The organism is Pontibacter toksunensis, assembly GCF_042686245.1.
GTDB lineage: Bacteria > Bacteroidota > Bacteroidia > Cytophagales > Hymenobacteraceae > Pontibacter > Pontibacter toksunensis.
Window position 1 is genome coordinate 1 of sequence record NZ_JBHUOX010000022.1, and the last position, 22316, is coordinate 22316.

General features: G+C 50.0%; 13 protein-coding genes and 2 pseudogenes. 13 read left to right on the top strand and 2 right to left on the bottom strand.

The genetic code is table 11. From position 1 onward, the window contains the following. Positions 1-191 (top strand): annotated as a pseudogene (locus ACFS7Z_RS21530) (hypothetical protein); the annotation flags it as partial. Between the two features lie 424 nt (positions 192-615). Then, positions 616-2358, top strand: coding sequence for a GH39 family glycosyl hydrolase (locus tag ACFS7Z_RS21535; protein WP_377489353.1), 1743 nt, complete (start codon positions 616-618; stop codon positions 2356-2358). Positions 2359-2476: 118 nt separating this feature from the next. Here ACFS7Z_RS21535 and ACFS7Z_RS21540 read toward each other — a convergent pair whose 3' ends face one another. Then, positions 2477-2599 carry a hypothetical protein gene (locus ACFS7Z_RS21540; RefSeq protein WP_377489356.1) on the bottom strand — a complete coding sequence of 41 codons (123 nt, stop codon included), beginning with the start codon at positions 2597-2599 and terminating at the stop codon, positions 2477-2479. 719 nt (positions 2600-3318) lie between these two features. Between ACFS7Z_RS21540 and ACFS7Z_RS21545 the strand changes: the two genes are divergently transcribed. Further along, complete coding sequence (locus ACFS7Z_RS21545; RefSeq protein WP_377489359.1) at positions 3319-6318, top strand: SusC/RagA family TonB-linked outer membrane protein; 3000 nt, start codon at positions 3319-3321, stop codon at positions 6316-6318. Positions 6319-6331: 13 nt separating this feature from the next. Then, the gene (locus ACFS7Z_RS21550) at positions 6332-7930 is read left to right on the top strand and encodes a RagB/SusD family nutrient uptake outer membrane protein (protein WP_377489362.1); all 1599 of its coding nucleotides are present in this window, start codon (positions 6332-6334) and stop codon (positions 7928-7930) included. 225 nt (positions 7931-8155) lie between these two features. On the opposite strand, the gene ACFS7Z_RS21555 is transcribed toward ACFS7Z_RS21550, so the two are convergent. After that, the gene (locus tag ACFS7Z_RS21555; RefSeq protein WP_377489365.1) at positions 8156-9049 is read right to left on the bottom strand and encodes an AraC family transcriptional regulator; all 894 of its coding nucleotides are present in this window, start codon (positions 9047-9049) and stop codon (positions 8156-8158) included. Between the two features lie 223 nt (positions 9050-9272). On the opposite strand from ACFS7Z_RS21555, the gene ACFS7Z_RS21560 reads away from it, so the two are divergent. The 9 genes and pseudogenes from ACFS7Z_RS21560 to ACFS7Z_RS21600 all read left to right on the top strand — a co-directional run bounded on the left by ACFS7Z_RS21560 (position 9273) and on the right by ACFS7Z_RS21600 (position 22253). Further along, positions 9273-10268: a dihydrodipicolinate synthase family protein gene (locus ACFS7Z_RS21560; RefSeq protein ID WP_377489368.1), complete on the top strand. Its 996-nt coding sequence runs from the start codon at positions 9273-9275 to the stop codon at positions 10266-10268. 75 nt (positions 10269-10343) lie between these two features. Then, a complete protein-coding gene (locus ACFS7Z_RS21565) occupies positions 10344-12308 on the top strand; it encodes a glycoside hydrolase family 127 protein (protein WP_377489371.1) in 1965 nt (654 codons plus the stop codon). Between the two features lie 77 nt (positions 12309-12385). Further along, positions 12386-13768, top strand: a complete 1383-nt coding sequence (locus tag ACFS7Z_RS21570; protein ID WP_377489374.1) for an aminopeptidase P family protein — start codon at positions 12386-12388, stop codon at positions 13766-13768. Positions 13769-14079: 311 nt separating this feature from the next. Next, positions 14080-15534: pseudogene (locus ACFS7Z_RS21575) on the top strand (glycoside hydrolase family 127 protein); the annotation flags it as partial. Positions 15535-15543: 9 nt separating this feature from the next. After that, positions 15544-16335, top strand: a complete 792-nt coding sequence (locus tag ACFS7Z_RS21580; protein WP_377489522.1) for a hypothetical protein — start codon at positions 15544-15546, stop codon at positions 16333-16335. A gap of 184 nt (positions 16336-16519) precedes the next feature. After that, positions 16520-16906, top strand: a complete 387-nt coding sequence (locus ACFS7Z_RS21585; protein ID WP_377489377.1) for a cupin domain-containing protein — start codon at positions 16520-16522, stop codon at positions 16904-16906. A 78-nt stretch (positions 16907-16984) separates the two neighbouring features. After that, positions 16985-18637, top strand: a complete 1653-nt coding sequence (locus ACFS7Z_RS21590) for a M1 family metallopeptidase (RefSeq protein WP_377489380.1) — start codon at positions 16985-16987, stop codon at positions 18635-18637. 284 nt (positions 18638-18921) lie between these two features. After that, a complete protein-coding gene (locus tag ACFS7Z_RS21595) occupies positions 18922-21246 on the top strand; it encodes a S9 family peptidase (RefSeq protein WP_377489383.1) in 2325 nt (774 codons plus the stop codon). A gap of 56 nt (positions 21247-21302) precedes the next feature. Then, positions 21303-22253 (top strand): dihydrodipicolinate synthase family protein, encoded by a 951-nt coding sequence (locus ACFS7Z_RS21600; protein WP_377489386.1) that lies wholly within the window; start codon positions 21303-21305, stop codon positions 22251-22253. Positions 22254-22316: the final 63 nt, after the last annotated feature.

Here is a 22316-nt window from a genome sequence, read left to right on the forward strand (position 1 = left end):
ACCCGCACCTGGTGCACGAGTTCGTGAGCGCCTTGGTGGAGGGAAGGGAGCCGTACCCGAACGCGCGGCAGTCGGCCAACATCACCTGCGTGGGCATCCTGGCGCACGAGTCGGCCATGCAGGGCGGTAAGATCATGCAAATGCCTGATTTTACAATGGAGAAGGCAGAGAATGCTATTTCCAATAAGTGACGAAGCGAATGCTGGTATAGCATTAACAAGAATAGTAGCATACAAGAGAGGATCACTTTGTATTTATACTCCTGGTAGCATACATGGCATCACCTTCAATATAGCTACTTTATTTTGAGTGATACACTACTGGAGATGTAACACCTCCAATTGCTTTTCTTCCTGCCTGGCGATGAGTTGCTGAATCATTGCCTTACGTTGGAGGTGACAGACGCAGTAAAGTCAAAGCGGATTTGCTTTGACTTTACTGCTAATACAGATTTCCTGTAAAATCAGGTCTGGCTATAGGAAGGCCCACTGTTCAGGTGCAACCACTATAGGGAAATGCTATCTCACTTAAACTATATTGACCGCGAGCTTTACAATTAAATGGATGGTAATGAGGCAAAAATTATACGGTAGGTATGTTGCGTTTTCTGCTTTCATGCTTCTTTTATTTCAGGTATTACTGCCTTTAAGTGTGCAGGCGCAGCAGGCAGTGGCAACGCCTAAACCAGTTTCTATACAGGTAGACTTTTCTAAAGAAAAGGGTGAGATGAAGCCAATATGGGCTTGGTGGGGATATGATGAGCCCAACTATACCTACATGAAAGACGGGAAAAAGCTCCTTTCTGAAATTGCCGATTTAAGTCCGGTGCCAGTTTATGTGCGGGCACACAGCCTTCTGGTGACGGACGAGGGACCTCGGGCTGCCTTAAAATGGGGCTCCACCAATGCTTACACAGAAGACAAAAGAGGAAGACCAGTATACGACTGGACAGTTATTGATCAGATATTTGACACTTATGTTGAAAGGGGCATGAAACCCTTTGCACAAATAGGTTTTATGCCGAAAGCACTTTCAACGAAGCCGGAGCCCTACAGGCATAATTGGAAGCCAGGTGCTGAATACAGCGATATATACCTCGGTTGGGCTTACCCTCCAAAAGATTACAAGAAATGGGCAGAACTGGTTTATCAATGGGTGAGGCACTCCGTGGACCGTTACGGGAAAGAGGAGGTAGAAAGCTGGTATTGGGAACTGTGGAATGAGCCAAATATTGGCTACTGGCAGGGAACAACGGAAGAATACATCAAACTGTATGACTATACTGCTGACGCGGTAAAACGGGCTTTACCGACGGCCAGAATTGGCGGGCCGGAAACTACCGGACCGGGATGGGATAAGGCGGCCGATTTTCTCAGGACTTTTCTGGATCATGTTGTCAGTGGAAAGAATTATGCCACCGGTAAAACGGGTGCTCCTCTTGATTTCATCACCTTCCATGCCAAGGGAAGCCCTAAAGTGGTGAATGGAGTCGTACAAATGAATATGGGAGCCCAGTTGCGTGACATTGACAAAGGTTTCGAGATAGTGGCCTCCTATCCTCAGCTAAAGAATTTGCCTATCGTTATCGGAGAATCAGATCCGGAAGGATGCGCTGCCTGTTCTGAAGCAGACTACCCCCACAATGCTTACCGTAACGGGACGATGTATTCCAGCTATACAGCAGCTTCTTTTGCCAGGAAATACGAGCTGGCTGATCACCACGGTGTCAACTTGCTAGGGGCAGTAACTTGGGGATTTGAATTTGAGGACCAGCCATGGTTTGCAGGCTTCCGGGACATGGCCACGAATGGCGTGGACAAGCCAGTATTAAATGTGTTCAGGATGTTTGGTATGATGCAGGGAAACAGGGTAGAAGTGAGCAGTAATAGTATACCTGCGTCAGCCAACGGTAACCTGACTGCAAGTGCAAATAAGAAGAGCGGGCTGGCCTACGATTTCAAAGAAGTTCGCGACGCAAGTGTTAGAGGAGAAAGAACAGATGTTAACGCACTTGCTGCCAAAGATAAAAGTTCAGCCACCGTCATGGTATGGAATTACCACGATGATAATGTGGAAGCACCAGCTGCGCCGGTGGAAGTGAGCATGAAGGGTCTTCCAACGGACCAGGTACTACTGCACCATTACCGCATCGATAAGGAAAACAGTAATTCTTACGAGGCATGGAAAGAGATGGGATCGCCGCAGAACCCTAGCGCTGAACAAATAGCAGCACTTGAAAAAGCAGGGCAGTTACAGTTGCTCACTTCACCTCAGTGGGTGAAAACAAAAGATGGAAAAGCTACTGTACGAATGCAGTTGCCCCGACAGGGAGTGTCATTGCTTAGGCTTACCTGGTGATTAGGGTGTACTATATTAACATATAGTGTGAATCCTCTTTACCTCAAACCTGGATTTGCAACTGTGGTTTTTATGTTTTTAGAGGATATAGCGAACTGTGCAGAAGTAAGAAGTAATTTTAAATCAGACCCTCGATGAGCAGCGACTTTCCTGAAAGTGGCCACAGCTCACTTTTTATACTTTTGCCTCGCAGGATTACTTTATCTACCAGCGTTGCATCTACACTGCTGCTGAAAAACAAGTAACATGTGGTAGTGGTACAGTGGCAGAACAAGCTTAAATTTTATACAGCTTTTTCTCTATAGGGCGCACCGGAGAGTTACCTAATAGAATCTTGACTCCACAGATTCACTGTTCCTGCATAAATCTGCATCTTCAGTACTACTCAAAGCAGGGTAAGCACTATTGCCATACATGTTGTTTCAGTCGCTGTAAGGAATAAAAGTAATTGCTCAAGGTCCCTATCCTTCTGAATATTTATGTATGAGCGTCTGAATCAAATTATTTAAAGAGCCCAAAACAAGGCATAATGTTAATATAGTATCATGATTAGCTAAAAGACAGAAGCTTATCTTCAATAAATCAATGTAATTTAGTATTAGTTAAAAGATTCGGATATCCATCTAAAAGGAAAGGTTATATGAAGCGGAAGGCAACTGATGCTTTATAAAGCCTGTAAGGCACGTCTTGTTCTAAAAATGCAGGAACAAGTATGCTGCAGAAACTGCTATTTTTTTTGCAACAGAATCTCCAGCAATAGGATTTTTTAGGGATGCTGTTGTGTAGATTTCATCGGCAAAGCATCGTTTTTACGCTCAACTACCTCAGGCTTATGAATACATGTAGACACTAGGCTACTGGTTAAAAGTTATTCCTAACACAGGATGTAAAATGTGCTGTGCTGTAATAACTCCTCATACACAAACTGCTTAACTTATTTAAAACTTTTAATCTAACCACATGAAATGGAAATTCGCTAATCGGATTCTCGCGATGTCTGGCAGTGCGCTCTTATGCATCGTAGTTCCCTGCTTACAGAGTGGAAACGCTTTTGCTGGAGTCCCGGAGCGTGCAGGAGCCTCCTTCCAGGATACACAGGTGTCAGGAGTAGTCACATCAGCAGAAGATAATGTACCCTTACCTGGCGTATCTATCTCGGTAAAAGGGGGAACAACCGGAACAGTTACAGACGGCAATGGTAGGTTTCAGCTTTCAGCACCCAGCAATGCTACGCTGGTCTTTAGCTATATCGGCTTTACTTCACAGGAAGTACCTGTAGGCAACAGAAGCCAACTGAATGTACAGTTAAAAGTGGACCAGAAGCAGTTGGATGAGGTGGTGGTGATTGGATACGGTACACAGAAAAAAGGAGACGTTACCAGTGCTGTGTCGAGTGTTAGTAAAGAGGATTTTGTGCAGGGAGCCGTACGGGATGCTGCTCAGCTGGTACAGGGAAAAGTAGCCGGCTTGCGCATCTCAACACCAACCGGAGACCCGACTGCCAACACACAGATTAACTTGAGAGGTATAAGCTCCATTAACGGTAACTCAGCGCCGCTTGTGCTGATAGATGGTGTCCCTGGTAACCTGAATACAGTGGCACCGGAAGATATTGAGTCGGTGGATGTGCTGAAAGATGGTTCGGCGGCGGCTATATATGGAACGCGTGCCACAGGAGGTGTTATCTTGATTACTACCCGTAGAAACCGGACAGAGAAAAGCACCATTGAGTATAACGCCTATGCCAATGTGCAGACGATAGCCAGAAGACCGGAACTGCTGACAGGCGATGATTACCGCAGGCTTATTCAGGAAGAGGGTATTCCTTATACAGACTATGGTGGCAACACCGATTGGCTGGAAGAGATCATGCAGACCCCTGTCAGCCATAACCACAACCTGACATTTTTTGGGGGCAGCGCCACCACTAATTTTACCGGTTCCCTCAACTACCGGAACTGGGAAGGTATTTTTAAGCGGTCTGGTCAGGAGAGGTTTACTGTAAGAGCTGACCTGAACCACTCTATGTTCAACGATAAGCTCAGAGCGAATATACAGGTAATTAACCGCATCACTTCGGCAGAGCAGGGAGGCGCGGGTGGATACGCTTACCGGCAGGCGCTCATTCGTAACCCTACTGACCAGGTGAGAACTGCGACCGGTGAATGGCAACAGCGTGATGGATTCAATTATGTAAACCCTTTATCCCTCATTGAGGAAGCAAACTCTGAGAGTACTTTCAGAGAAATGAGGATGAGTGGTAGCCTGGACTATACACCAATCAAGGACCTTGACATCAGAATGCTGGTGTCTCACATCCAAACCAACTCTCTGTGGGGCTATGCCACAACTTTTGACCATTCAGACACCTGGCTGAATAACAGGAACAGTAACGCGGACCGTAGCACTGACGCTGAAAGAAGGAACCTGCTGGAATTAACCACCAATTATTCAAAAACAATAGACAGGCACCGGTTTACTGTGCTGGGTGGCTATAGCTGGCAGGATGAGGTATCGGAAGGTTTTAATGCAAGCAGCTGGAACTTCCCTACCGATGCCTATGGCTGGAATAATCTGGGAGCGGGGCAGGCACTTCAGGCAGGGCAGGCAGGGATGGGTAGCTATAAGCAGAAGTGGCAGCTCGCCGGTTTCTTCGGCCGAGTAACCTATGGCTGGAACGACAAATATCTGTTAATGGCCAGCGTGAGGCGTGAAGGATCCTCCAGATTCGGGATTAACAACCAATGGGGTACCTTCCCTGCAGCTTCAGTCGGCTGGAGAATCAGCAAGGAGCCCTTCATGCAAGGTATTGCCGCCATCACAGACCTGAAGCTACGGGCAGGTTACGGTGAGACTGGTACTATAGCCGGTTCTCCTTACCTGTCTCAGATCAGTTATAACTTCAGCCGGGTCAATGGTGCTTTTATTGGCGGAAAATGGGTGCCGGGATTTGTGCCCGCGCGTAACTTCAACCCCGATCTCCGCTGGGAAAAGAAAGCAGAATACAACGCCGGTCTTGACTTTGCGTTACTGGGCAACCGTATCAGCGGGTCCTTAGACGCTTACCGCCGTAACATCAACGACCTGTTGTACAGCTTCCCGGTGCCTACTCCTCCGTACCTGGTGGGTTCCACCATGATCAATGCCGGTACATTACGAAACGAGGGAATTGAAGTACTGGTGAATTTCATCCCTTTCCAGACCAACGACTTCAGCTGGAATTCAAACCTGACATATTCCACGAACCGCAATGAGCTGGTGTCTTTGTCAAACGATCAGTTTGAGGCCACAAACGATTTCTTTAACGAAGGTTATACCGGAGAGCCGGTGCAGGACTACACGCACCGCGTAATGGTGGGCGAGCCTGTCGGACGGTTCTATGTATGGAAAACGGTAGGGGTAGATGAAAACGGTGGCTGGCTGGTAGAAAATGCCAACGGAGAAACCATTCCAATAAATGATGCCACTCAGGAAGATCGCCAGTTCTACGGCAATGGTATACCAAAGCATATAGCAGGCTGGAATAACACGTTCCAGTATAAGAGCTTTGACCTGACAATAAACCTTCGGGGTGCATTTGGTCATGACATCCTTAATTTTCAGCGGATGTACTACGAGAATCCGAAGAACCCTGCCTATAACATGCTGAAAAATGCCTACGAACCGGTGTATGGGCAGCGGTTGAACAACGACCTGGTGTATGTGAGCCACTACATTGAGAAAGGGGACTATGTAAAGGTAGACAATGTAACATTTGGCTACACCTTGCCTGCCAACCTGATCAGCTTTGTAAGAAACGCCAGAATTTATGTATCAGGACTTAACCTGGTTACGATAACGGACTACCAGGGAATAGATCCGGAGGGTGTAAGCTACACAGGTTTTGATCCGGGCAACGACCAGCGGGATAAATACCCTACCACCCGCACCTTCACAGCAGGCCTTAATGTATCATTCTAACATTTTAGGAATCATGATCACGAAAAAAAGAATTACCTTATATATGTTAGCCGCCACCATGGGGGCAACAGGATTTATCAGCTCATGTACGGACCTGGACGAGGAAGTATACTCAGAAGTTCTTTCCACGAGTTTTCAGCCTACCGAAAGGGATATACCCGCTATTATTGCTCCGGTATATGCTTCATTCAGGGGTTTAATGATGGGATGGCAGGGCTACCTTGATTTGCAGGAAGAACCGGGGGATGCTATTGTCACTCCCGCCCGCCCCAACGGGTGGTACGATGGAGGCACTTACCTGCGGATGCACACGCACACCTGGACACCTTTGCAATGGCAGCCAAGAAATACCTGGCTGAGTGCCTACCGGAGCATCACCACTGCAAACCGGATACTGGCCCAGATAGAGGACGGAGAGATTCCGATTGAAAGCGGAAGAGAAGCGCTGGAGGCAGAGTTGAAAGCAGCACGGGCTTTTGCGTATTACCTGTTGCTGGATAACCACGGCAATGTGCCTATTGTAACTGATTTCAAAGATGTGGAACTCCCGGTGCAACGGACACGGCAGGAAGTGTATGACTTTGTTGTAAACGAACTGTTGGAAGTGATTCCCCTCCTGAGCGAAGACCCGTCTGCCACTTACGGACAGCTTAACAAATGGGGTGCTAAAGCCCTGCTGGCGAAAATCTATTTAAATGCAGAGGTGTATACAGGCACTCCGCAGTGGGATAAATGTATAGAGCAGTGTAACGACATCATAAACAGTGGGCTGTACATGCTGGATCCCATTTACTCTGATGTTTTTACTTATACCAACCACAACTCCAATGAGATCATATTTGCGGTCCCTTATGATGAGATTTACGGTACCGGGAATATTACGCATATGAAGACCCTGGACCCGCTGAGCAGGTTTGTGTACAGCATGCAAGCCGGCCCCTGGGGAGGAAACGCTGCAGTGCCTCAGTTTATCGATACGTACGATCCGCAGGATACCCGCCTGACTGATACCTGGATTATGGGACCGCAAAAAAGCGCTACAACCGGAGAAGTGGTTATTGACTATGTCAACGTGCTGCCCAGCATTGCTGCTGCAAAGTCTAACCAGGGTTACCGGATAGGCAAGTATAAAATAAAGCCTGGCGCAACCGGTGCGCTGGATAACGATTACCCCGTGTTCCGCTATGCTGATGTGCTGCTGATGAAAGCAGAAAGCCTGCTGCGTACAGGACGGGCTGATGAGGCCGCTGAACTGGTAACTCAGGTACGCCAGCGGGCATTCAGAAATACCGATCCGGCTAAAGCTGTCGTAACGGGTGCTGAACTGATGATGGGAAGCACGTATGAGTATGGCTATCAGGATGAAACAGGTGAAATTTTAGATGGGCCAGGCAGTGGGGGAGAAGACATCCAGTTTGGCAGAATGCTGGATGAACTCGGCTGGGAGTTTGCCGCAGAGGCACACCGCCGGCAGGACCTGATTCGCTTCGGTGTGTACACAACAAAAGCATGGTTTAACCACATGCCAAGTGAACCTTACAGAATACTGTTTCCGATACCAGAAGCGGAATTAAACACGAACCCGAACCTGAAGCAAAATCCAGGGTACTAGAACATCATGTTAGGTAGATAGAATAAGGCTGCTCGCTGGTGCCTCTTTACAAGAAAGAGGTTGCTGGTGAGCAGTTCTTCTTATAAAAGGGCAACACTTGATTGTTGCCTGCTACTAAATGCTGGTTAAGGCAATAAGGTAGAAATAGCAAGGGAGAGAGTACCCCCATAGACAGTTGAAATATCCCCGGCCTGAAAAAAGAACAGCTTCAGGCACTGCAATAAATCAAGCCAACGGCAGTGGTGAAGAATATTTTTCCCTATGAAGTTTTACATATTCTGAGGGCGTGTAAGAAGTGATTTCTTTAAACTGGCGGTTAAAGTAGGAGATATTGTCAAAGCCGCACTCAAAGGCTGTTTCCCGGATATTCCACTTGTCCTCTATCAGCAGGCGGCACGCGTGGCCGATGCGGATTTCGTTGAGGAAGCTGGAAAAGGTCTTGCTGGTATGCTGTTTAAAATAGCGGCAGAAGGCATTGATGCTCATGTTGGCGATGTTAGCCGCCTCCTGTAGCTTCACCTCCTCCGAAAAGTTGCTCATAATGTACCGGAACACATCGTTGATCTTTTTGCTGTCTGTGTCATTCTGGGGCCCGTCGAAGCCCACGGAGGAAAGCGGTTCCAGTTCTTTAGACAGCGAGAGCAGGTGTAGAATAGTAAAAAGCTGAATGAACCGTTCAAAGCCTTCCAGGTGGAGCATCTCCTGAACTAAGGCTGTTACCTGCTTCTTTGTTTCTCCCTTGATACGAAGGCCCCGCTTGCTGGCGAGCAGCAGCTTATGCACAGGAAAGACTTCAGGTAATGACAGGAAAGAGTCTCCGAACGATTCCATCTGGAAAAACAGGGAGATGTTCCTGGCTTTTAGGCCTGGGTCTTCGTCATAGTACCTTTTATCGTTGCGGAACACGTGCGGGAGGTTAGGGCCCAGGAGCAGGATTTCTCCGGAGCTGAAGCTGCCAATGCTATCACCGATGAAACGGGTCCCAGAGCCCTCGCAGATAAACATTATCTGGACTTCAGGATGGAAGTGGAGGTGGTCGTAAAAATGGGGCTGTTCCTCATACTGCACGCGTATGGTTTCGCCCGAGGTTTTGGGAATTTGAAAGTATACAGGTTTCATGGCTCCGTATGCTACTATACAACAATGTTACCCATAAGTTAAGGAAAAAAAGGAATAGGAAGATAGTATAGTGTTATGAAAGGGTGAAATACTGAAAATATGCCAGCAGGTTACCACTTAGATTTGTGTATACCATGCAAACCAATTAGTACATCGTATCTAACAAGGCGCTTCTGCACTTTCAGAACCAGTTAAGGTGCATCTTCGGATTAATCAATTAAACATGCTTCGGAAGAAGTATATCAGTTACAACAAAACAATCAGACATATGAGAGTAGAATGGGAGGGGGTTTTCCCTGCGGTGACCACCAAGTTCACAGAAGACGACAGACTCGACATCGAAGCCTTCCTGGCCAACATCGGGGCGCAGCTCGCTGCCGGCGTGAGCGGCATCATCCTGGGGGGCACCCTGGGGGAGGCCAGCACCCTAAGCGAGGAGGAGAAGGCGGTGCTGGTGCGCGAGACGGTCTCCTTTGTGGAGGGCCGGGTGCCGGTCATCCTCAACATCGCCGAGCAGACCACGGCGGGGGCCGTAGAAGCGGCCGCATCCGCCGGGCGCAACGGGGCCAGCGGGCTGATGCTGCTGCCGCCCATGCGCTACAAGGCCGATGAGCGGGAGACGGTGGCTTACTTCAAGGCCGTGGCCGCCTCCACTCATCTGCCCATCATGATATACAACAACCCCATCGACTACCGCATCCTGGTCACGCTGGACATGTTCTCAGAGCTGGTGGAGTGCGACAACATCCAGGCCGTGAAGGAGTCGACGCGGGAGGTGGGCAACATCACGCGCATGCACAACCGCTTCGGCGAGAGGTTCCGCATCCTCTCAGGCGTGGACACGATAGCCCTGGAGAGCCTGGTGCTGGGGGCGGACGGCTGGGTGGCCGGTTTAGTCTGTGCCTTCCCAAGGGAGACGGTGGCCATCTATGAGCTGGTGAAGGCGGGCAGGCTGAAGGAGGCGGTGGCGCTGAACCGGTGGTTCTACCCGCTGCTGGAGCTGGACGTGCACCCCAAGCTGGTGCAGAACATCAAGCTGGCCGAGGTGCACACGGGCTTGGGTACAGAGCAGGTGCGGCTGCCAAGGCTGCCGCTGGAGGGGGAGGAGCGCGAGCAGGTGCTCCACATCATCCAACAGGCCCTCAGCACAAGACCAAATCTCGATGATATGCTCGATGGACAGCAGGTAACTCAAAAACGTAGGGTTGCTGCCGAGTAACATGAAGTAGAAAGCCGATGCTTATTCATCATGCATCGGCTAAAAGAATAATATATCCAGTTAACGATCAGCCGGATGAAAAAAAAGATCAGTCTCTTTATTCCTTTAGCCTTGGTGCTATCGGGCGCTTTTGCACAATCAGGAATGAGAAGTGTAGAGCCGGTAAACTTTTCAAAAGTGACCATCAACGACTCGTTCTGGAAACCCCGCATCGACCAGGTCGCAACGGTTACAATTCCGGTTTGTGTGGAGCAGACGGAGGTGAAAACGCCCCGAATCCAGAACTTCGAGATCACAGCCGGGCTGAAGGAAGGGGAGTTCAAAGGCATTTTCTATGATGATTCTGATGGGTTTAAGGCGCTGGAGGCGATTGCTTATTCTCTGAAAAACAGACCAGACCCGCAACTGGAGCAGAAAGCAGACCAGTGGATTGACATCATTGCTAAAGCACAGCAGCCGGATGGGTATATCAACACCTATTACACCCTCCAGTTTCCGGAGAAGCGCTGGACAGACATGAGCATGCACGAAGATTACAACGGCGGCCACCTGATAGAAGCTGCCGTTGCCTACTACGATGCTACTGGCAAAAAGAAACTGCTGGACGTTGCTACGAAAATCGCTGATCACTTCGCCTCTTTGTTCGGCCCTGATAAGCAGCATTGGGTAACCGGCCACCAGGAGCTGGAACTGGCCCTGGTGAAGCTTTACAAAACCACGAATAACAAGAAGTACCTGGACCTGGCAGATTGGTTGCTGGAAGAGCGCGGGCATAAGCTGGCGAAAGGCTACACCTGGACAGACTGGAAAGATACGGCCTATGCGCAGGACGTACTGCCTGTTAAACTACAGAAGCAGATAACAGGCCATGCTGTCCGTGCCATGTACCTGTATACAGGTGCTGCTGACGTAGCCACTCATACCGGCGACAAAGCTTACATGGATGCCATGAAAACGGTTTGGGAGGATGTAGTATACCGCAACATGTACATTACGGGTGGTATCGGTTCATCAGGTCGGAACGAAGGTTTTTCGCAGGACTATGATTTGCCGAACGAAAGGGCGTATGCGGAGACCTGTGCCTCGGTAAGTATGGTGTTCTGGAACCAGCGTATGAACTCCCTTACCGGAGACAGCAAGTACGTGGACGTGCTGGAGCGTAGCCTGTACAACGGAGCCTTGGATGGTTTATCTTTAAGCGGCGACCGTTTCTTTTATGGCAATCCGTTGGCTTCGCAGGGGCAGCACGAACGCAGCGCGTGGTTTGGCACCGCCTGTTGCCCTTCAAACATTTCACGTTTAATTGCCTCGCTCGGAAACTATATTTATGCGCAGTCTGGTAACGGGATTTGGGTGAACCTGTATGTTGGCAGCGAATCCACGTTTGATGTGGGGAACAAAAAGCTTCCGGTGGAGATGAAGACCAACTACCCATGGGAGGGCAAGGTCCAGTTAACGCTTAACCCGAGTTCAGCCACAAAATCAGCCCTGCATCTACGCATACCTGGCTGGGTGCAGGGGCAGCCTGTGCCTGGGGATTTATACCGCTTCTATGACCAGGCGCCTGACAAGTTTACTGTTCTTTTGAACGGCAAGGAAGTCGCTTATAAAATGGATCAGGGGTATGCCGTGATAGACAGGAAGTGGAAAAAAGGCGATAAGGTAGAGTTTAACTTTCCGATGGAAGTGAAGCGGGTGGTTGCAAAAGACAGCCTGTTGCAAAACAACAACCGGATAGCCCTGCAGCGGGGCCCGCTGGTGTATTGCGTGGAAGGCGTTGACAACGACGCACAGGCATGGAACATGGTGGTACCGGAGAACACCGCCTTTACGGCCAGCTACAACAAAGACCTGCTTCGTGGTGTGGTAACCCTGAAAGCAGAAGTACCCGTGGTTAACGCCAGTGCAGATGGCTTGTCTGTTGCTACGCAGCGAAAAACCATCACCGCTATCCCTTACTATGCTTGGGCAAACAGGGGTAAAAGCCCGATGCAGGTTTGGCTGCCTACTAAAATCAGCGACATCAAATTGAACTACTAGGGGTAAAACGGAACAGCGTTTAAAGCAAGATTGCCGGAACAGTTTCTTTACCTGTTTTACCAGAATTAAGAACCCATATGTTTCATAAAGACACCTACAAACAGAGAAGAGCGCAACTGAAAAGGCAAGTAGGAAGCGGCCTGATCCTGCTCTTAGGAAATGAAGAGAGCAGCATGAACTATAAGGACAACTGGTACCCCTTCCGGCAGGACAGTTCTTTTCTCTATTTCTTTGGCCTCGATCAACCTGGTTTAGTCGGTGTGATTAATGTGGACAAGGACACCGAAACAATCTATGGCAATGAGGCTACGGTAGACGATATCGTGTGGACGGGGGTACAGGAGCCCCTGAAGGAATTAGCAGCAAGAACGGGTGTCTCAGAAACCAAGCCTTTAGCGGCCCTAGCCACTGATATAAAAAATGCACGTAGCCGGAACCAGCCTATCCATTTTTTGCCTCCATACAGGCCGGAGCACCAGCTCAGGTTAAGTTTTTGGCTGGATGTTCCCCCGCATGCTGTAAAGGAGAACGCTTATGTTCCCCTCATCAAGGCGGTGGTGGCACAACGTTCCATCAAGTCCTCGGAAGAAGTAGCTGAAATTGAAAAAGCCGTGAATATATCGGTTGACATGCAGTTGGCGGCTGCGGGCTTTGCCGCAGCAGGAATGGCCGAAGCCGAAGTAGCCAGCCAGTTGTATGAAACGGCCATACGTGCAGGAGGCAGACTGGCTTTTCCGGCTATTCTGACTGTAAACGGACAGATACTCCACAATCATTACACCGACACAGTGCTTCGGGAAGGCCAGATGGTGCTCTGTGATTGTGGTGCAGAAACGGCCATGCACTATGGCGGCGACCTGACCCGGACGTTTCCGGTGAACAGGCAATTCTCAGATCAGCAGAAGGAAATCTACGAAATTGTTTTGCATGCCTATACTTCTGCCGTTGCGATGCTGAAACCTGACGTATTGTACAAAGACATCCACCTTGGAGCATGCGAAAAGCTGGTGGAAGGGCTGCAGCAAATCGGGTTGATGAAGGGAGACATACAGGAGGCCGTGGCGCAGGGAGCACATGCCCAGTTCTTCCCCTGTGGCTTGGGCCACATGATGGGGCTGGATACGCATGACATGGAAAATCTGGGAGAGGAGTATGTAGGTTACACAGAAAACCTCCGGAAAAGCACCCAATTCGGGTTGAAGTCGCTCCGCCTGGGCCGTGCGCTCGAAGCTGGCTTTGTGCTCACGGTAGAACCCGGCCTATACTTTAACCCGGACCTGATGGATTTATGGTCTGGGGAAAAGAAGTTTGCCGAATTCATCAACTACCATAAATTGGAAGCCTTCCGTGACTTCGGAGGAATCAGGATAGAAGAAGATTTTCTCATTACGCCAACAGGAAGCCGCCTGTTTGGCAAACCCCTGCCCAAAACGGTAGAGGGTATAGAAGCGCTACGATAAAGGCTATATATAAATCTAAGCAAACGGAGCCACCGGCTACATGTTAATATAGTAGCAGCATCTGCTAATATACAGTCAAAACGCCTCAGGGAGATAAGGTATAGTTGGATAGATGTGAAACCGGTAGACAGGTTCTCACTGTTTGAAAAAGAATTATTCCAAAGCTTATGAAATTAGCAAAACTCCTAGCCTGCGCGGTAGGATTTTCTGTATTCGCTCATACCACGACAATCGCGCAGCATCATGATTATCCCATCCAACCGGTGCCCTTCACGCATGTGCATGTGCACCGGTTGGATGGGATAATCATGATGCAGGTAAACGCCACAGTTACCATACCGCATACTTTAAAGAAGAGCAAAGAAAACGGCCGCATCGATAACTTCCTGAGAGCTGCCGGAAAACTTGAAGGCGACAAACTAACGCAGTTTACTTTTGATGATACCGACATCTACAAAGTAATTGAAGGTGCTTCCTACGCCATGCAGGTGCAGAAGAATCCTGAACTGGACACTTATGTGGATTCACTGATCACCATCATCGGCGAAGCCCAGGAAGAGGATGGATACCTGTTTACCTTCCGCACGATTAACCCTGCCAAACCACACGACTGGGTGGGTACAAAACGCTGGGAGAAGGTAGAAGACCTAAGCCATGAGCTGTATAATTCCGGCCACTTGTTTGAAGCTGCTGTAGCACACTACCAGGCTACAGGTAAAAAATCACTGTTGCACATTGCCATTAAAAATGCTGACTTGCTTGTGCGGGATTTTGGCTATGGCAAAGAAGAAAAGTACCCAGGGCACCAGGTAGTAGAGATTGGACTGGCAAGGCTGTACCGGGTGACTGGCAAAAAAGAATACCTCGATCTGGCTAAGTTCTTCCTCGATGTAAGAGGCCCGGGTGACAAGGAGTATAACTAGGCGCACAAACGCGTGGCAGAGCAGCACGAGGCAGTAGGCCACGCTGTAAGAGCGACCTATATGTATACGGCCATGGCGGATGTTGCCGCCCTCACAGGCGACCAGAGCTACTTAACAGCCATCGATGCTATCTGGGGCGATGTGGTGAATAAGAAAATGTACATCACAGGAGGCATCGGTGCGACAGGGCATGGAGAAGCCTTTGGGAAAGCCTATGACCTGCCAAACATGTCTGCCTATGCTGAAACATGCGCCTCTATCGCGAATGTGTACTGGAACAGCCGCATGTTTTTACTGCATGGCGATGCCAAGTACGTGGATGTGCTGGAGAGAACGCTCTACAATGGATTGCTGGCAGGAGTTTCTCTGTCCGGCGACCGCTTCTTCTACCCGAATCCCTTGGCCTCGATGGGGCAGCACCAGCGGGGCGAGTGGTTTAGCTGTGCCTGCTGCATTTCTAACATGACCCGTTTTATGGCCTCTGTACCAGGCTATGTGTATGCACAGAACAACAACGATGTATACGTGAACCTGTTCATGAGCAACACCAGTGACATAGCACTTCCTGCCGGAGAGGTAAACATCAGGCAAGAGACAAATTATCCGTGGGAGGGCAGAATCAATTTCGAGATAGACCCTAAAAAGAACAAAGCCTTTACGCTAAAACTCAGGGTGCCGGGATGGGCGCAGCAAAAGCCCGTACCCGGAAATCTGTACAGCTTTGTGGATGCCACGGAGCGCCCAATCACGCTAACTGTGAACGGGAAGCCGGTGAAGTACCAAATGGATAAAGGCTATGCCGTGCTAAAGCGCAAGTGGAAAAAAAGTGACAAAGTATCGCTGAACCTGCCCATGGAAACAGAAAAGGTGGTAGCGCATGAAAGCGTAAACGATGACAAAGGAAAATTTACTTTCCAGCGTGGCCCATTGGTGTACTGCCTGGAGGGACCTGATAACAAAGACAGAATCGTTCAGAACATTATGGTTAGCAAAGATGCTCCTGTTGAAGAGACTTTCCAGGCCAGCTTATTGAACGATGTGAATATAATCAAGACCAATGGCCTTAGCACAAAGAAGCAGCTAAATTCTGAAGAACTGATAAAAACAGAGCAGGAGGTAACGGCCATACCCTACTACGCCTGGGCGAACCGTGGCGCCAGCGATATGATGGTATGGGTGCCTTACGAAGCATCAGCCTCCAAGCCGCAACCAGCACCTACTATCGCCTCTACCAGCAAAGTGTCCTCATCGCTGCCGAACGTTAGAACCATTAACTCCCTGGTTGATCAGTATGACCCGGTGGATTCAAAGGATTCCAATTACCCCTATTTCCATTGGTGGCCGAAAAAGAACACAGTAGAGTTTGTGCAGCTGGATTTTGACAAAGAGCACACGGTGTCTGAATCGAAAGTATACTGGTATGACGACAGCCCCTGGGGCGGTTGTACAGTGCCGGCAGCCTATACCCTCTACTACAAAAAGGGCGAAGAGTGGCTTCCCGTTTCCAACACGGGTGCTTATGAAATCGTAAAAGACAAGTATAATGTGGTAAAGTTTAAGCCAGTAAAAACCACAGCACTCAAAATGGAAGTGCAGCTGCCAGCCAACGCTGCAACGGGCATTCACGAATGGGCGGTACAGTAATAACTCACAGCAAAGGCCATCCTGCTCTGCAGGACGAAACCTCCCAAAGACGAAACATAGGTTACTTCCACAGTTAAAAAACTGAAATCAGGCTTTTCGGGTGCTTCATCAGCTGAAAAGTCTGATTTTTTTATACATTTAGGTAAGCTGTAGCAGCATGGGGATATAAAGAGAGAACGCAGTCATGGGCTTTATCATACACAAATCATCGCAGGGACTTGAAAAGTTAAATACAGGTAGAACGCGGCAGTGGCTTGCCAACGGGCAATCAGGCACTACAAGTACTGCCCTGATAGAAAACTATTTTGAGGAGGGCGGCTTTGTTCCCCCACACTATCATCGGACGGAAGAGTTACTCATATGCCTCGAAGGACATGGCCTTGTTATCATGAATGATGCGTACTATGATTTCCCCGCAGGAAGTGTAGCTGTGATAGAACCCATGACCGTTCATGAGGTGCGAAATACGGGGAAAGAGACAATGCACATGCTGGGCTTCTTCCCTGAGGCAGATCCAAAAACTATATGGATAGATAACGATGAAGTGCTGCCAGTGAAGCCAGAAGCATAACTACAAAATTCATAAGCCAGGTATAAAAAAGCAAATGAATACCGGCGCCTTGAACCCTTAACTAAAAGAATACCGCAAATGTCGAATAATGTGATTTTCAAATTGTGCAACATACTGCTGTTGCTGGCCTGCACGGCTGGTGCTTTTGCCCAAACCCCTGAATTTACCCGGCAGGATACCTTGCGTGGTTCCATCACAAAGGAGCGTGCGTGGTGGGATTTGACCTATTACCATCTGGATGTGAATGTAAACCCCGGCGACAGCACTATCCGCGGAGTGAATACTATCCAGTACAAAGTATTAGAACCAAGCCGCGTGATGCAGGTTGACCTGCAGCCACCTATGCAGATTGAAAAAGTCGTGCAGCAGGGGAAAGAGTTGAAGTTTAACAGGGAGGGCAACGTCTATTTTATTCAGATAGGCGAAAATCAGAGAAAGGGAGAGGTAAACAAGGTAGAGGTGTTCTTCGGTGGCAAGCCCGTGGTTAGCACGAACCCTCCCTGGAGCGGTGGCCTTACCTGGAAGAAAGATGCGCAGGGAAATGCTTTTGTTGCGAACTCAAACCAAGGCGACGGCGCCAGCTTATGGTGGCCGGTGAAAGACCATATGTACGATGAACCGGACAGCATGCTCATCAGCGTAACGGTGCCGAAGCACCTGATGGATGTGTCGAATGGCAAGCTTAGAAAAGTGGAGCAGCGAAACGATAGTACCAGGACATTTCACTGGTTTGTTTCTAATCCGATTAACAACTACGGCGTTAACATCAGTGTTGGGGATTACGCCCATTTCTCAGAAAAGTATAAGGGCGAGAAGGGAACACTGGACCTTGATTACTATGTGCTGAAAGAGAACCTGGAGAAAGCCAAGGCACAATTCAAAGATGCGCCACGTATGCTACAGGCTTTTGAGCATTGGTTTGGCCCTTACCCTTTCTATGAGGACGGCTTCAAGCTCATTGAGGTTCCTTATCTCGGGATGGAGCACCAGAGCTCCGTGACCTATGGCAATGGGTATCAGAACGGGTACAGAGGAAGGGATTTAAGCGGCACAGGCTGGGGCCTGAAATTCGATTTCATCATCATTCACGAGTCCGGGCATGAATGGTTTGCCAATAACATTACCTACAAGGATATAGCGGATATGTGGATTCACGAAAGCTTCACGAATTATTCGGAGGGCCTTTTTGTGGATTACCACTATGGGAAAGATGCCGGCAATGCATACGTGATTGGTACACGGCAAGGCATCAAGAACGACAAGCCCATTATAGGGAAATACGATGTGAACTACAGGGGTTCCGGCGATATGTACCCGAAGGGAGGCAACATGCTGCATACCCTGCGGCAGGTGGTGAACGACGACGAAAAATGGCGCAGTATACTTCGTGGGCTTAACCGTGAATTCTACCACCAGACCGTGACGACGCAGCAAATTGAGAACTACCTGAGTAAGCAGACAGGCCGCGACCTCTCTGCATTTTTTGACCAGTATCTACGCGATGTCAGGATTCCAAAACTGGAGTACCAGGTTACCGGCAACGGACTCAGGTACAGGTGGGGTAACAGTGTGGCAGGATTCAACATGCCCGTGAAAGTATCTCTGGACGGCAAAGAAAAATGGCTGGAGCCGACTACTTCCTGGAAGGAACTGAAGGTGAAGGGAAAGCCCTCACTGAAAGTGGACCCGAACTTTTATGTAGAGACCGCTGCCGTATCTACTGTGCCCTAGGTGTATAAGCGTGAAGTTTAGGAGGAGTTAGCTTCTACTCAGGGAACGCTTGCCGGTTACTTATTTGCTGATGCTTCCCCAATTTCTATCGTAACATACTACTGTTTTAACACTGTGGCTTCCCTGGATTTGGTAATATAATTAGGTTCATTAGTTTGTGAACACCTAAGAAAGTCTCCTTCCTTTTAAGTTAATATAGTATCATAATTGGTTAGTATGCAGAAGGTGTTTTAAGGGTTTAAACTGCTTCTTGCATATAGTCTTCACCTAAAAGCAGAAAACACATGGCTCTTCTTCCACACTCCGGCAGGAACGTTCTGATACCAGCACTGTCACGCGCCAATTCTCCTTTGATCTGGCTGTTGGCTGGGCTGGTGCTATGCTGCCCTACATCCCTTTTGGGACAGGGCACACGGGAGGACTACAAGCGGGCAGAGGCGCAGAAGCAAGCCATGGAGGGCAAAGTATACCACGCCCCCCGCAGTTTCAACTGGCTGGAAGGGGAGGAGCGGTTCTGGTATATCAGCCAGACCCCGCGTGGGAAAGAGTTTCTGCTGGTGGATGCTGTGAAGCGCAGGAAAAAACCGGCTTTCGACCAGGAGCGGCTGGCGAAGGCCCTCTCCGCTGCTACAGGAGAAGAGGTACTGCCTTACAAACTGCCCTTCTCCACCGTTACCTTCTCCGACAAAGGCAAAAAACTGAACTTTGAGCATAACGATAAGGAGTGGGTCCTTTCGCTTAATTCTTATAAGCTGCAGGAAAAAGGAAAGGCAGCGGAGCGGGAAAACAGGTACTGGGGTGCAGGCCGTGACGAATTGGGCAACAAACCCGTCACTTCGCCGGATAGCCAGTGGGTGGCTTTCATCAAAAACTACAACCTCTATGTTAAACCTGCTGACAAGAAGCGTAATGAAGAGTACCAGCTGAGCTACGACGGCTCCTCAGGAGATTACTACTCTTCGTTCATCTCCTGGTCACCTGACTCAAAGCGGCTGGCCACAAACAAGGTCCGCCCGGGCCAGGAACACCCGCTCCACCTGCTTGAGTCTTCGCCACAGGATCAACTGCAGCCAAAGCTGCACACCCGCCACTACCTTAAGCCAGGAGACGCTCTGCCCCAGAAGGAGCCGCAGCTTTTCCTGTTGGATACAAAACAGCAGGTAAGTATCGATGCTTCGCCTTTCAACCCCGACGAGCAGTACGGCCTGTCGAACCCAAGTTGGCGGAAGGACGGGCGCTCCTTCACAGTAGAGTATAACCAGCGGGGCCACCAAGCCTATAAAGTGCTGGAGGTAGACGGAGCGACGGGTAAAGTGAAAGTACTCATCAAGGAAGAAAGCACTACCTTTATCGACTACAGCGGCAAGAAGTATAGGAATGATGTTTCCGATGGAAAAGAAATCATCTGGGCCTCAGAGCGCGATGGCTGGAACCACCTTTACCTCTTCGACGGAGAGACAGGTAAAGTGAAAAACCAGATAACAAAAGGCGACTGGGTAGTGCGTCAGGTGGTGCACGTGGACGAGAAGAAGCGGAGCATCATCTTTGGTGGCAGCGGCAGAGAAAAAAACCAGGACCCATACTTTGTGCAGTACTATAGGGTAAACTTCGACGGCAGCGGCCTCACTGCGCTCACCTCTGAGAATGCCCACCATACAGCCTCCTTCTCCAAAGGACACCAGTACTTTGTGGATGCCTACTCCAGGGTAGACCAGCCGCAGGTGGCAGTGCTGCGAAGTGCCTCAGACGGCAAGGTTGTCATGGAGCTGGAAAAGGCAGATGTGGCGGGGTTGTACAAGGCGGGCTGGAAGGCTCCGGAGGTGTTCACTTCCAAGGCCAGGGATGGTGAGACAGATATCTGGGGCATCATCATCCGGCCCAGCAACTTCGATGCCGCTAAGAAGTACCCTGTCATCGAATACATTTATGCCGGACCGCACAGCGCCTTCGTACCTAAAACATTTGGTGGGGCACGCAACCTGCACGAGTTAGCGGAACTAGGTTTTATTGTAGTCCAACTGGATGGGATGGGCACCTCGAACCGCTCAAAGGCTTTCCAGGACGTGAGCTGGAAAAACCTCAAGGATGCCGGTTTCCCCGATAGGATAGCCTGGATTAAGGCAGCAGCCAAAAAGTACCCTTACATGGACATTGACAGGGTAGGCATTTTCGGGACTTCTGCAGGAGGACAAAGCTCTGCCGGTGCACTCCTGTTCCACCCCGATTTTTATAAAGTAGCCGTTTCTTCCTCGGGCTGCCACGACAACCGTATGGACAAGATTTGGTGGAATGAGCAATGGATGGGCAAAATCGGCCCTCACTACGCGGCCTCCTCCAATGTGGAGAACGCCCACAAGCTGCAAGGGAAACTGATGCTCATACTTGGGGAAATGGACGACAACGTAGACCCTGCCTCTACACTGCAGCTCGTCAATGCCCTGATTAAGGCAAACAAGAACTTTGAGTTCCTGATGATACCGGGAGCAGGGCACACATCTGGCGGGGATTACGGGGAGCACAGGCGGCGGGATTTCTTTGTCAGGCACCTGCTCGGCGTAGAGCCACCGGAATGGGAACAGGTGAACAACGATTCCTCTGCCAAATTATAAAGTGCGGAGTGAGAACAGATTTTAAAAAGCATTTATTCAACAAAACAATCAGACATATGAGAGTACAATGGGAGGGAGTTTTCCCTGCGGTGACCACCAAGTTCACAGAAGACGACAGGCTCGACATCGAAGCCTTCCTCAGTAACATCGAGGCGCAGCTCGCTGCCGGCGTGAGCGGCATCATCCTGGGGGGCACCCTGGGGGAGGCCAGCACCCTGAGCGAGGAGGAGAAGGCGGTGCTGGTGCGGGAGACAGTCTCTTATGTGGAGGGCCGGGTGCCGGTCATCCTCAACATCGCCGAGCAGACCACGGCAGGGGCTATTGAGGCGGCCGCATCCGCCGGGCGCAACGGGGCCAGCGGGCTGATGCTGCTGCCGCCCATGCGCTACAAGGCCGATGAGCGGGAGACGGTGGCTTACTTCAAGGCCGTGGCCGCCTCCACTCATCTGCCCATCATGATATACAACAACCCCATCGACTACCGCATCCTGGTCACGCTGGACATGTTCTCAGAGCTGGTGGAGTGCGACAACATCCAGGCCGTGAAGGAGTCGACGCGGGAGGTGGGCAACATCACGCGCATGCACAACCGCTTCGGCGAGAGGTTCCGCATCCTCTCAGGCGTGGACACGATAGCCCTGGAGAGCCTGGTGCTGGGGGCGGACGGCTGGGTGGCCGGTTTAGTCTGTGCCTTCCCAAGGGAGACGGTGGCCATCTATGAGCTGGTGAAGGCGGGCAGGCTGAAGGAGGCGGTGGCGCTGAACCGGTGGTTCTACCCGCTGCTGGAGCTGGACGTGCACCCCAAGCTGGTGCAGAACATCAAGCTGGCCGAGGTGCACACGGGTTTGGGCACCGAGCAGGTGCGGCTGCCGCGGCTGCCGCTGGAGGGGGAGGAGCGCGAGCAGGTGCTCCACATCATCCAGCAGGCCCTCGACACAAGGCCAAACCTGGATGAACTGCACCTGGAGCAGCAGGTGTCCAAAAAAGATAAAGTTCCTGCTGAGTAACATGCTAAGCAGGATTTGACGATATTCCTGTATTCGTACAGTAGAAATCTACATATGCTCTGC

Coding starts and splice junctions, on each gene's coding strand:
- ACFS7Z_RS21535 (WP_377489353.1), top strand. CDS start 616: ATGCTTCTTTTATTTCAGGTATTACTGCCTTTAAGTGTGCAGGCGCAG.
- ACFS7Z_RS21545 (WP_377489359.1), top strand. CDS start 3,319: ATGAAATGGAAATTCGCTAATCGGATTCTCGCGATGTCTGGCAGTGCG.
- ACFS7Z_RS21550 (WP_377489362.1), top strand. CDS start 6,332: ATGATCACGAAAAAAAGAATTACCTTATATATGTTAGCCGCCACCATG.
- ACFS7Z_RS21555 (WP_377489365.1), bottom strand. CDS start 9,049: ATGAAACCTGTATACTTTCAAATTCCCAAAACCTCGGGCGAAACCATA.
- ACFS7Z_RS21560 (WP_377489368.1), top strand. CDS start 9,273: ATGCTTCGGAAGAAGTATATCAGTTACAACAAAACAATCAGACATATG.
- ACFS7Z_RS21565 (WP_377489371.1), top strand. CDS start 10,344: ATGAAAAAAAAGATCAGTCTCTTTATTCCTTTAGCCTTGGTGCTATCG.
- ACFS7Z_RS21570 (WP_377489374.1), top strand. CDS start 12,386: ATGTTTCATAAAGACACCTACAAACAGAGAAGAGCGCAACTGAAAAGG.
- ACFS7Z_RS21580 (WP_377489522.1), top strand. CDS start 15,544: ATGGAAACAGAAAAGGTGGTAGCGCATGAAAGCGTAAACGATGACAAA.
- ACFS7Z_RS21585 (WP_377489377.1), top strand. CDS start 16,520: ATGGGCTTTATCATACACAAATCATCGCAGGGACTTGAAAAGTTAAAT.
- ACFS7Z_RS21590 (WP_377489380.1), top strand. CDS start 16,985: ATGTCGAATAATGTGATTTTCAAATTGTGCAACATACTGCTGTTGCTG.
- ACFS7Z_RS21595 (WP_377489383.1), top strand. CDS start 18,922: ATGGCTCTTCTTCCACACTCCGGCAGGAACGTTCTGATACCAGCACTG.
- ACFS7Z_RS21600 (WP_377489386.1), top strand. CDS start 21,303: ATGAGAGTACAATGGGAGGGAGTTTTCCCTGCGGTGACCACCAAGTTC.